We start from the raw sequence: 12,594 nt of genomic DNA on the forward strand, positions 1-12,594 counted from the left end.
AAATTCACTTAAAAGTGACCAAATTATTTAATTTAGTCACCTTTAAAATATTTCTACTTTACAGCAATATCATGTTTTTCGATATTGATTGTAGCATTACCTTTTGCGTAAAATGAAATATCAGTTGCATCTAAATCAGTGTAAAAAGTAGATGTCATTACTTGTTCACCATCATTCACAAAAATTTCTACAGAGTATTTATCAATGATTAATCTTAATTTTATCTTTCCACTTTGATTTCTAACATTCATTTCTCTCTTATGCAGTGCATCGCAAAGTCTTGCTGAATAACTTCTATCAAATGAAACTAAATTCTTCTTTGTATCAAAGTTAATTAAAGTTTCATATTCCTCATTTTGGGCTATCTTAATTGTAAAATCTTCACAATCATTTCCATCAATCTCAACAGTCATATCTATTTCTCTTCCTGAAATTCCCTCTAATTTAGTATCACCTTTAATCAACACATTTTTATATTCCACATCATTCTTATAATAATTTTTAATCTCTCTAATTGGATTTTGAATTAAATGACCATCCTTTATTGTAAGTTCCCTAGGTAAACTCATCATCCCACACCATTTAAAATCTCTAGGAACAATATTATTTTTCCATGACTGCATCCATCCAATCATAATGCGCCTTCCGTCTTCAGTTTCAAGTGTTTGTGGTGCATAAAAATCTAAACCAAAGTCTATAGTCCCATAATTTTTCCTATCAAATTTATGATTTTCTTTATCATATTGTCCAATTAAATATACTGTGTTGTGCCCATTATGAAATTTTAATCCTTCTGCTTTTACTTCTTGTGGTGAAATTATCATAATATCATTTCCATCAATATTAAAGAAATCTGGACATTCCCACATACGCCCTATCTTATTTTCACATCTATCAAGAGTGGTAACCAAAGTCCAGCCTCTTAAATCTTTTGATTTATATAAAAGAATTTGTCCACTTCCATCAGCATGTCTACTACCAATTACTGCATAGAACTCGTCTCCATCCTTCCATATCTTTGGGTCTCTAAAATCTTCTAGGTTGCTACCTTCTGGTAATGAATCACTTGTAATAACAGGATTGCATTCTAATTTTTCATAATCTACACCATCTCCAATTGCAATACATTGTGTTTGCCTAATAAGATGTGTACCATCCTCTTGAATTTTATCTAGTACTCCAGTATACATAAGTATATGTTTACCCTCTGATTCTACAGCGCTTCCTGAAAAACAGCCTTCCATATCATATGCTTCATCAGGTGCAAGAGCTGTTGGTAGCTGCTCCCACTTTATAAAATCTTTTGTTTTATTATGCCCCCAATGCATTGGTCCCCATTTAGTATCATATGGATAATATTGATAGAAAAGATGATATTCTCCTTCGAACTTTGAAAATCCATTTGGGTCATTAATCCAACCTACTGGTGCAGATAAATGAAATGAAGGTTTCTGTCCTTCCGGAATATTCTTTATAGCTTCTTCTTCAAAAACTCTTACTTTGTCTAAAATTTCACTATTACTGCTCACTATATTATTCATAATCATTTCCTTTCAATTATCATATATATTACATAAGCGACCCTAAAGTCGCTTATGAAAGTTATTTATTTTGCAAAATATGCATCTAAGTATTTTTGTTTAATTTCTAATATTTTTGGCAATCCAAGTTTGTCCATTTCTTCTAAATATGAACTCCACTCTTCATCAACACCGCCGTTTAAAATCCATTCAGCTTTTTTACGTTCTGTAAATGCTTTTACTGCTGTTTCATATTGTGTAAGTGCTTCTATATCTTCCTGAGTCATAAATACAGGTGGATAGTTATATTCAGCTTTCATATCTTTTACATAAGTTTTATGAAGTATATCTAATCTTTCTTGTGCATCATCTGGACTTGTTGTATATTTTCCATAATAATCATTAAGAATAACAGCTGGTCCACCAACAAATTGATTTGCACGAACTTCCCATGGTGATGCTGTACCTAATGGTAAATGCTTCAAAGTTTTATCTGCTGTTAATTCAAATACATTTTTACTTTTTTCATCGCCGTATGTTCCCCAATTATCTTGTACTGATTGAAGAGGATCATATAACTTATCTATCCATTTTGCTGTTAATTCTAAATTTTTATTTGCCGATGTTACAACACATCTTCCTAAATCAAACCCATATCCATTTGATCTAGGAACATTAACATTTCCATTAGGACCTGCAAGTGCTGGAAGTGGAATATAATCCTCTTTATTTACGGCTACATTAGCTTTATCCCAAGTGAAAAACATACCATAACGATCATTTTTTCCTTTTGCTACAAATGTATCCCACTTTTGAGTGAATGCTTCTTGATCTACAAGACCTTCTGCTTGAAGCTTATTAAGATATTTAATACCTTCTTTATATCCATCTTGAACAGTTGAATAAACAACTTTCTTATCATTATTCACTAAATAATGGTCACCATTATCTCCTAATCCAAAAGCTCCAAGTAATATAGCTGGATCTTGATCCCCATTGTTTATAATAAATGACATAGGAATCACATCTGTTTTCCCTTCTGGATGTTTATCTCTAAATGCTTTTAGAACTGTAATTAACTCATCAGTTGTTTTTGGTACTTGAAGACCTAATTCGTCAAGCCATTTTTTATTTATCCATGGAATATCTCCAACAGCTTGAATAGCTTCCTTTCCACTTCCTAATTCCTCTATCCATGGGAATGAATAAATATGACCATCTGGTGCAGTAATCATTTTCTTATACTCTGGTTTTGCTTCTAGAATTTTTGATAAATTTGGCATATCTTTTGCTATTAAATCTTCAACTGGAATAATAACTCCTTGTTTTGAATAACGAAGCAAATCATTATTGTTCATACCAGCATTAAATACTACATCTGGAAGTGTATCTTTTTTTGATAATGCTAAATTCTTTTTATCAGGAAATTGATCATCTGTATAACACGTCCAATCGATATGCACATTTGTTTCTTTCTCTAATCTTTGAAAAATAAGTCTTTCATTTGGATCTTGAGTTGAAATTGATGGCGCACTTGTAAGCATTTTTAAATTAGCTGTTTCTTTTAATGGAAATGAAACATCCTTTAATGTAGCTGTATCTGTTTTCTTGCTTGAGCTACCACATGCTGTAAATGACAATACTGTTAACATAGCTAATGAAATACTAACCAACTTTTTAATTTTATTTTTTCCCATATTATTTCCCCATCCTTTTTTTATATATTTTTAGCCTTTTACTGATCCTGCCATTATTCCTTTATCAAAATATTTTTGGAAGAATGGATACATGACTAGTAAAGGTAAACTTGAAACAACAATAGTAGAGTATTTTAATAATTGTGCAATTTGAGCCATTGCTGCTGAACTTTGAACATCTGCAATCATACCAGGCCTTGGTGTATTTTGAATTAAGATTGATCTAATCACTAATTGCAGAGGTTGCAATTTAGCATCATCTAAATAAATCATAGCATCAAAGTAACTATTCCATTGAGCTACAAATTGATATAAAAGTAATACTGCAATAATTGGTTTACATACTGGAATCATTATTTTAAAGAAATGTGTAATATCACTTGCACCATCTATAGCAGATGCTTCTCTTAATTCTTTTGGTAAACTTTGAAAATAAGTTCTTGCCAGTATAATATTCCATACATTAATTGCACCTGGAAGTAAAATTGCCCACACTGTGTTAAGAAGCTTTAGATTGTCAACCAAAAGGTATGTTGGCATAAGCCCTCCACCAAAAAACATAGTAATAACATATAAAGTAGTAATAATTTTTTTCCCCACAAAATCTGGTCTAGATAATGGGTATGCAGCTAAAAGTGTAATCCCAACTGAAATTACAGCATAACCAGTAGAATAGAATACAGAATTTAAAAAACCTCTTAAAATCATATCGTCTTTAAATACTCTTGTATATCCTTCTATTGACCATTTACTAAAATCAAATGTTATACCTTGATTATTTAGCGTAGTTGGATCCATAAAAGAAGCAATAACTATATATATAAGTGGTATAATAATGGCTAATACAAAAAGTGTAACGCCTACATAACCACTTATCGTAATAGATTTATCAGAAAATGATAATTTTTTGAATTTCTTCATTTTCATATTCATCTTATATTCCTTCTCCTTCGTTTAATTTTTTAACAATTGAATTCACAACTATTAATAAAACTATATTAATAACTGAATTAAACAAACCTACAGCTGTTGAAAAACTATAATCTCCATTTAGAAGACCCATTTTATAAACATAAGTTGGTAAAATTTCTGAAGTTGGTAAATTTAAATCTGTTTGCAGAGCTAATGCTTTTTCAAAACCTACGCTCATAATATTTCCTGCTGATAAAATAAATTGAATAACCATAATTGGCTTAATAGCTGGTAAATCAACATTCAAAATCTGTTGAAAAATATTCGCTCCATCTATAACAGCTGCTTCTGTTAATTCTTGACTTGCACCTGAAAGAGCTGCTGTATAAATAATTGATGCCCAACCAGTCGCCTGCCAAACTGAACTAGCTACATATATAGTCCGAAATGAACTAGGCATTGTCATAAAGTTTGTAGCAGTTCCTAAAAATTGATTAACTGGTCCAATCGGTGATAAGAAAATTATAATCATACCTGAAATTACTATTACAGAAATAAAATTAGGAGCATATAAAATTAATTGAATCTTTTTCTTAATCCCATTACTCTTTATTCTTGATAAAAGTAAAGCAAGTATAATTGGTAACGGGAATCCCCACAATAATCCATATAAACTTACCTTTAAAGTATTCATGAGCAAATTCATGAAATCTGGTGAAGCCAAAAACCTTTCAAAATGCTTTAATCCTACCCAATGACTATGTAAAGTACCTAAAATAGCACTATAATCTTCAAAGGCAATTAGCACTCCTCCCATAGGAATATACTTAAAAATAATTAATAATAAGAGAGGTGGTAACGTGAAGAAAAGATATAATTGGTAATTCTTTTTAATGTACTTCAAGTTACTATGCATTCTCGATTGTTTTTTATTGGTATTAGGCAAAATACTTTTTGTCATATTCAAATTCATCTTCTCCTTTCATTTAATTTTAGAAATATGATAATTATTGTTTCATATTACACTTGTATTTTACATTCATTTCCTATCTTTTTACATTCGCACACTTTTTTAATGACTTTCAGATATTTGTAAACCTTATCTTTTATTTCTAAATACATAATATCAAACTTTTTATCCTTTTGTCAACATACATTATTACATTTTTTTAATTATTATTTTATAATTGCACGTTATTAATTTTACATTTGCACAATTTAGTATTTATTATACTTCTTTGCTTAGTCATCTTCTATTTCATCCATTTCAATTTAATTTTACATTTGTCACTTTATTTGTTATACTAAACTCAATAAATTTATAATAAATAATTTACTTATATACATTACAATTAGAAATATAGATAAAAAAAGCATACGGTTGCAAATTTTATGAAAGAATTATTTTGCAACATATATACATATTTAATAAACTTAATTAAAGGAGTATTTGATAATGCCAAATAAAAAAATTACTGTTCAAGATATTGCCGATGAATTAGGCATGTCAAGAAATACAGTTTCTAAAGCTTTAAACAATACTGGTCTTCTTGCAGAAACTACAAAGTCCAAAATTATACAAAAGGCAATAGAAATGAGATACAAACAATTTACTTATATGAATACATCACCTGCTTCTTCCAAACCTACAGTAAATAAAGATATAGCATTACTAACATGTAGTATGCCCAATAGTTCTGATTTTGGTTCTAATCTTTTATCTGGTTTCGAAGAAAAAATAAGTAACCTAGGTTACAGATTATCTATGTATATGATCCGTGATAATGAATTGAACTCTTCAAATTTGCCATTTAATTTTAATCCAGAATTAATCGATGGTATCATTTGTATAGAAATGTTTGATAAGTATTACAGTAAACTCATTTGTGATTTAGGAATTCCAACACTCTTTATTGATTCATCAAGTAATTTAGAAAATGAACCACTAAATTCGGACATTCTATTAATGGAAAGTTATCATAATATTTATAATATTACTAAAAATCTAATCAACCATGACATAACAAATATTGGATTTGTCGGTGATATTTTTCATTGTCAAAGCTTTTATGAACGTTGGCAGGGATTTTGCTCTGCTTTATCAGATTCCGAGATTTCTTTGGACATAAATAATTGCATACTTGAAAATGATAAAGAGCCCTATGGAAATGTTGAATGGCTTGGAAATAAAATTATGCAAATTCCAACTCTTCCTCAAGCTTTTATATGTGCAAATGATTTTCTTGCAATAAATATTATCAAAGCATTAAAATATAAGAACAAATCTGTACCTGATGACGTTTTAATTTGTGGTTTTGATGATTCTGCTGAATCAAGATTAATTGAGCCTCATATCACTACTGTTCATATTCCAAGTTGTGAAATGGGTGATATTGCTGCAAACTTATTGATTTCTAGAATGGAAAATCCATCTCTTCCTTTTAGAACAATGTATGTACGTACAGCTACTAAATATAGAGAATCAACAGGGGATATTGAATAAACATTTAGAAATTGTATGCTATAACAAGTAAAAATAAATTAGTAGATATTACAAAAAAATGTTGTTATGAGTTTACAAACTCATAACAACATTTTTTTCAAAACAAGCTATATGCATTTAAATGGGTAAAATAAATAGCTATAGTATCTGAAAACCAAACTGAAGCTATAACTCAAATGACCGCTGGTGTTTATCAAATTTCTAAGGTAGTTCAAACAAATTCAGCCACAGCACAAGAACTAGCAGCATCTACTGAAGAATTAGTTTCTCAAACCCAAATCATAGAAACAGAAATGTCTAAATATACATTAAAAGAAAATTAAACTTTATAATTTGAAACAAAATAACAGGCCAAAAATATTGGTCTGTTATTTTTTTTTGGATTTCCTTATATAAGAATTTTATTTAACTATACTTCAATAGCAAAATCATGAGCTTTTAATATTGCTGTATGTTTTCCACATTTTCTAGTTACTATTTGTATAATATAACATCACTTTTTGAAAGAATCAAACTTACTTTTGAAAAAACTTCTATTTGAAGATTTATTTTTGAAATCTTCAATGCTTTTCTTGGAATTTTTTGTTTTTTTAATTTCTTATCCTTTGTAGCATCACCTCTAAGTTATTATTACCAAAATTCTCATTCAAAGTTTCATGTTAATATTTTTTATAAAAATTTATCTCAATAAAACTCAATTGTGGAACAATTTTCACATTTAATGCTAATTCTAAAAATTTATAAAAAAATTATATAATGCTCCAATTAAATTAGAATCATTACAGAAAGTGCATTTTTCAACTTCTATTCTAGGCAAATTAGCTTTATCTTCAAATTTCTTATAATTTTTTTCTAAATTTTTTCTTATATATTCTATTAAAATTGGTTGTGAACTTATTCCTCCTCCAATTGCTATCTTTTCTGGGTCAAATACACATTGTAAATTTATAATTTGATTCGCTAAGTCATTTGTAAACTTATTTAAAATTTTTAAAACTTCTTCATCTCCAGCATTAGCATATTCAAATACTTTATATCCATCAACCTCTTCTAATGGTAATCCTTTTACTTCTGAAACACCTTTTCTTAAACTAATTGAGCCATTTTTAAAACCCCACATATTATCCAAATTATCGCTCTCAGAGATATTAGTCATCATAAAACTAAACTCACCTGCAAAAAAGTGTTTTCCCTTATGTATTTTCCTATCCTTAATTATTCCTCCACCTATTCCAGTACCAAGGACAATAACAATCCCATCGCTACATTCTTTTAGGCTCCCCTTCCAAACCTCTGCAAGAGCTGCACACTTCCCATCATTTTCTATTGTAATATTAGTATCACAACGTTCTCTTAACAGTTTTACAATTTCTTTATCATTATTATATAACAATGCTCCTCCACTATAAGCATATCCATTTTTACTGTCCAAGATTCCCGGCATACTTATAGCTATTCCACGTATTTTGTCTTTATATAAATCGTATAGCTTCCCTATTGTTTTTATAAAATTTTCTATATTATCTAATGGTGTAGGAACTTTTCCTTTTTCAACGAATTCTGCTTCATCTGTCATAATTGCATATTTGATTGAACTTCCACCAATATCCAAAACCAAATATTTATTTTCTTGCATGTCTATCTCCCCTTCAAAACGAATTACTCCTAGAATATTTCTTTTAACCTAAGTCAGCTCTATTAGTTTCAATAACTTTCCAATATTATGATCTCGATAAATATTTTTAAATTACTTTCTATTTTGAGACAGTTCCTTTTTCATTACAGTTATTTTATTAAAGTATACTGTAGTGGTTTTAAATCCTAATTAATAGTTTTGCAACTAGAATCATCTAAATTAAACCCATTATAAATTTTCGCCATTACTTTCTATTACATTTTTATACCAAAAACCAGAGTCTTTTATAGTTCTTTTCTGGGTCTGATAATCTACATGAATAAGTCCGAATCTCTCATTATATCCTTCAGCCCATTCGAAATTATCCATTAAAGACCATTGAAAATATCCTTTCGCATCTACTCCATCCTGCGTTGCTCTCTTATATTCCCTTAAATATCTATTGAGAAAGTCGATTCTCTGAGGATCATGAACCTTACCATCAAGACTTACCCAATCTGTATTAGAAAGACCATTTTCAGTTATTACTATTGGTTTTTGATATCTTTCATAAAAGAATTTTGGTCCCCAATATAAAATTTCAGGAGTTACTGGCCATTTTAAATTTGTTTGGTCATATCCTACATTTTTATTTACCATTTCAACATTACCATCTTGACCCATACGTACTCTTGAACCTTGGTAAATATTTAAACCAAGAAAATCAATTGGTTGGAAAATAGTCTTCATATCATCTGCGCCAATTTTAGGGAGCCACTTTTCAAAAGCTTTAAGACCTTCCTCTGGATAACTTCCAAGGCAAACAGGATCCATCCACCATGATGAATTCCAAATATTAGGGCTATCAAAATCAAAGGTTGCTCTTCTTGCAGCTTCAATATCTTCTTTTGACTGTGTATCTGGAAATGATGCTCCTCCAACAGGCGCATATCCAATCTCACAATCCCCCTTCGAATACTTTCTGATAGTTTGAACTGCTTTTCCATGTGCAAGAAGTGCATTGTGACCTGCCAATAAAACATCACTCATATCAAGTTTTAAACCAGGAGCATGAGTTCCAGCACCATGTCCTAATTCAATGAAACATTGAATTTCATTAAGAGTTATCCAATGCTTAACTCTATCAGATAATCTTTCAACAACAACCTTAGTATATTCAGCAAACCAATCTGAACTATCCGAATTTAGCCAGCCACCTTTTTTATACAATTCATGCGGAAAATCCCAATGAAAAAGTGTTATATAAGGTGTAATTCCATTCTCTAAAAGTTCATCCACTAGTCTGTCATAAAATTCCAACCCTTTCTCATTGATTTTACCAATACCACTCGGAATAACTCTTGACCATGAAATTGACATTCTGTAGGCTTTTAATCCCATTTTATTCATAAGTTGAACGTCTTCCTTGTATCTATGATAATGATCACAAGCAATGTTACCATTATCACCATCTTTTACAAAACCCGTTCTTTGACAGCAAGTATCCCAAACTGAAAGTCCCTTACCCTCCTCAAAGGCAGCCCCTTCAATTTGATAAGCTGCAGTAGCAGCTCCCCATACAAAATCTTTTTTAAAGCTCATTAACAAGACCTCCTATACCTTCCTTATCTATGTATAATTTTCCACCTTCGTCTTTCATTGGTATGAAAATAGGTCTCTCATATGGAGTTACATTAGGTGAATGCACTGTAAGAATTAATTTTCCATCAAAAGTTTTAAAAAGCATACCATGTCCGCCATCCTTTAATTTTAGAGGCTCTGTATCATGAATCCAGGGGCCCACAATTTCACCGCTCACTGACCGTGCTATACCTATTGCATATTCTTTTTCAGTATAGCTTGACCATAGCATTAATAATTCACCATTCTCCGCTTTGTATAAAAAAGGTCCATCAGTTACATATTGACCCTTATCATTTGAAATTGAAGTCATAATGCTATGATATGACCATTGCGCATCTGATGCATGAAACAAAAGCATTGGTTCACTAATCGTAGCTGTAAGATCTTTTGTTAGCTTCATACAACATATTTCTCCATCATTAACCTGAGCCCATTCATGACAGAATACTATCCAAGGATCCCCTTCTTCATCAATATACAGAGTTCCATCAAGACATTCCCACTCTTTTGGCGTTATAGGTTCATCCGTTAATGGTATATATGGTCCTATAGGTTTATCTGAAACGAGAATCTGTGTTCCACGACGTTTCCCATCTGCCTTAAAACTGGCTAACATATAATATTTATCTTGGTAAAAATGAACCTCAGGAGCCCAATAATTTTTATCTGCCCAAAAATCATTTGGAGCACGAAAAGCAGATAAAGGTCCTTCCCAAATTTCTAAATCTTCACTTACATATACATCAAACCCAGTGCATTTACCTTCCCAAATATTCTTATCTGTGGTACCAAAAAGATAATATTTTTTTTCTACATACACTGGAACTACAAATGGATCTCTTAAATGAACTAAATCATTATTCATCGTTCTAGTTCCTCCTTAAATTGATTATTATATTTAATATAGTGTTGACCATTAACCTTTTACTCCTCCGAGTGTTAATCCACCAATTATCTTCTTTGACAAGAATGCAAATGCTATCATTATTGGAACAACAGAAATTGCAATACATGTATATATTGTACCAAATTCTGTCTTGTAAACACCTCTTGCAACAACCTGCATAATTGGAAGTGTATATTTGTCCATATCGGATATTAGAATAAGAGGTGTTAAATAGCTATTCCAAGTTCCTATAAATGTAAATATAGACATAGTTGCAACTGAAGGCATAATAAGAGGTAATCCAATTTTGTTAAATATATAAAATTCACTAGAACCATCTATTCTTGCTGCTTCAATTAAGGATTCATGCACTGCGCCATCTGTATACCCTTTAATAAAGAAAACAGAGCTTGCACTTGCTATTGCAGGAACTATTAAAGGAATATAGCTGTTAAGTAAATCCATTTTACTTATTAATTGATAAAATCCTATGAATCCTAACTGCATAGGAATCATCATTGAACCTAATACAATTGCATAAAGTATTTTATTACCCTTAAATTTATATCTTGAAAATCCATAAGCAGTTAAAGCACTAAAATATCCACTTACTACTGTAGTAGCAACTGCAATAAATAAACTATTGGCAAATCCTTTCCATATAGCAACACTCTCAACTAACCTATGGTAATTATCTAATAATGCTGTACCTGGTAAAAGCCACAATTTTGAAGCTATTTCTCCATTATTATGTGTAGAATCTATTACCATTATATAGAATGGAACTAAACATATTAACGTAAGTAAAATTAATAATAGATAGCAGGCAACTTTTTTAATACTTTTTGGCGACTTATTAGTTTTTTTAACTTTTGTTTCCATTAATATCACCCCTATTCATTCTGACCATTTCTATTTATAAATTTGAAAGTTATTATAGATAATATAAGTATCAATACAAATAAACCATATCCAATTGCAGAACCATATCCATAGTTTGAATTTTGGAAGGCTGTGTTATATAGATACATAACTACCGTTAATGTCTTATTATTAGGTCCTCCTTGTCCTTGAGTCATAACATAAGGAATATCAAATGTTTGCATACCACCGATAAGTGATGTAACAGCAGCATATAATATAGTTGGTTTTAATAGTGGCATTGTTATACTCTTAAAACTCTGCCAAGGACTTGCACCATCTATGCTTGCGGACTCATACAATTCTGATGGAATATTATTTAAACCTGCTCCAAAAATTATCGCACTATATCCAAACCACATCCACCATGATATAAGTGCTATTATTCCTCTATAAGTACCAGCACTCAAAAACCAGTTAATAGGTTCACTAACTATATGCAAATTTATAAGAATCTTATTTATTGCACCAGTCTGCCAATCAAATAAAAAGGCAAATAACACTGCTACTGCTGTTGGTGTAATAAGGTTAGGAAGATATATAGCTGCTCTAAAAAATTCTTTCCCCCTAAGCTTTTTTATATTATTGAACAGTACTGCAAGTAAAAGTGCAAATCCCATCTGTGGAATTACAGCGCAGATCCACATTATTAATGTATTTGCAATAGACTGATAAAATACAGGATCATGTACAAGAGTAACGTAATTTTTAATCCCTACAAAAATTGCGTTTTCTGACATCCCATCCCACTTTTTAAGACTTATAACAAAAGTATATATAATCGGATATAATGAAAATATTAAAAATGTAACAAAATACGGAATAACAAAGTATATTCCATATCTTCCTTTATCTACTTTACTTTTTTTCTTTTGCATAAAACCTCCTCCTAATTT

At 30.4% G+C, this 12,594-nt stretch carries 11 protein-coding genes; 2 read left to right on the forward strand and 9 right to left on the reverse strand.

The annotated features are described in order from the left end of the window. Window positions 1-53: 53 nt before the first annotated feature. The 4 genes from psyc5s11_RS23960 to psyc5s11_RS23975 form a co-directional block, all read right to left on the reverse strand. On the reverse strand, window positions 54-1,541 hold the full coding sequence (locus tag psyc5s11_RS23960) for a glycoside hydrolase family 32 protein (protein ID WP_224034971.1): 1,488 nt from the start codon (window positions 1,539-1,541) through the stop codon (window positions 54-56). A gap of 65 nt (window positions 1,542-1,606) precedes the next feature. Continuing rightward, window positions 1,607-3,217, reverse strand: a complete 1,611-nt coding sequence (locus tag psyc5s11_RS23965; protein ID WP_224034972.1) for an extracellular solute-binding protein — start codon at window positions 3,215-3,217, stop codon at window positions 1,607-1,609. Window positions 3,218-3,247: 30 nt separating this feature from the next. Then, window positions 3,248-4,150: a carbohydrate ABC transporter permease gene (locus tag psyc5s11_RS23970; protein WP_375541972.1), complete on the reverse strand. Its 903-nt coding sequence runs from the start codon at window positions 4,148-4,150 to the stop codon at window positions 3,248-3,250. Window position 4,151: 1 nt separating this feature from the next. Continuing rightward, window positions 4,152-5,090 carry an ABC transporter permease gene (locus psyc5s11_RS23975; protein WP_224038259.1) on the reverse strand — a complete coding sequence of 313 codons (939 nt, stop codon included), beginning with the start codon at window positions 5,088-5,090 and terminating at the stop codon, window positions 4,152-4,154. A 495-nt stretch (window positions 5,091-5,585) separates the two neighbouring features. On the opposite strand from psyc5s11_RS23975, the gene psyc5s11_RS23980 reads away from it, so the two are divergent. Both psyc5s11_RS23980 and psyc5s11_RS23985 read left to right on the forward strand, forming a co-directional pair. Next, on the forward strand, window positions 5,586-6,632 hold the full coding sequence (locus psyc5s11_RS23980; protein ID WP_224034973.1) for a LacI family DNA-binding transcriptional regulator: 1,047 nt from the start codon (window positions 5,586-5,588) through the stop codon (window positions 6,630-6,632). A 176-nt stretch (window positions 6,633-6,808) separates the two neighbouring features. After that, a complete protein-coding gene (locus psyc5s11_RS23985) occupies window positions 6,809-6,955 on the forward strand; it encodes a hypothetical protein (RefSeq protein ID WP_224034974.1) in 147 nt (48 codons plus the stop codon). Window positions 6,956-7,362: 407 nt separating this feature from the next. Here psyc5s11_RS23985 and psyc5s11_RS23990 read toward each other — a convergent pair whose 3' ends face one another. From psyc5s11_RS23990 to psyc5s11_RS24010, 5 genes are all read right to left on the reverse strand, one after another. After that, window positions 7,363-8,268, reverse strand: coding sequence for an ROK family protein (locus psyc5s11_RS23990; RefSeq protein ID WP_224034975.1), 906 nt, complete (start codon window positions 8,266-8,268; stop codon window positions 7,363-7,365). 228 nt (window positions 8,269-8,496) lie between these two features. Beyond that, window positions 8,497-9,849 carry a GH1 family beta-glucosidase gene (locus psyc5s11_RS23995; RefSeq protein WP_224034976.1) on the reverse strand — a complete coding sequence of 451 codons (1,353 nt, stop codon included), beginning with the start codon at window positions 9,847-9,849 and terminating at the stop codon, window positions 8,497-8,499. Then, complete coding sequence (locus tag psyc5s11_RS24000; protein WP_224034977.1) at window positions 9,839-10,756, reverse strand: glycoside hydrolase family 43 protein; 918 nt, start codon at window positions 10,754-10,756, stop codon at window positions 9,839-9,841. Before psyc5s11_RS24000 ends, psyc5s11_RS23995 begins: the two co-directional genes overlap by 11 nt. A 51-nt stretch (window positions 10,757-10,807) precedes the next feature. Beyond that, window positions 10,808-11,659 (reverse strand): carbohydrate ABC transporter permease, encoded by an 852-nt coding sequence (locus psyc5s11_RS24005; RefSeq protein WP_224034978.1) that lies wholly within the window; start codon window positions 11,657-11,659, stop codon window positions 10,808-10,810. Between the two features lie 11 nt (window positions 11,660-11,670). Beyond that, the gene (locus tag psyc5s11_RS24010; protein ID WP_224034979.1) at window positions 11,671-12,576 is read right to left on the reverse strand and encodes a carbohydrate ABC transporter permease; all 906 of its coding nucleotides are present in this window, start codon (window positions 12,574-12,576) and stop codon (window positions 11,671-11,673) included. Window positions 12,577-12,594 lie beyond the last annotated feature (18 nt).

This window comes from Clostridium gelidum (assembly GCF_019977655.1).
GTDB lineage: Bacteria > Bacillota > Clostridia > Clostridiales > Clostridiaceae > Clostridium > Clostridium gelidum.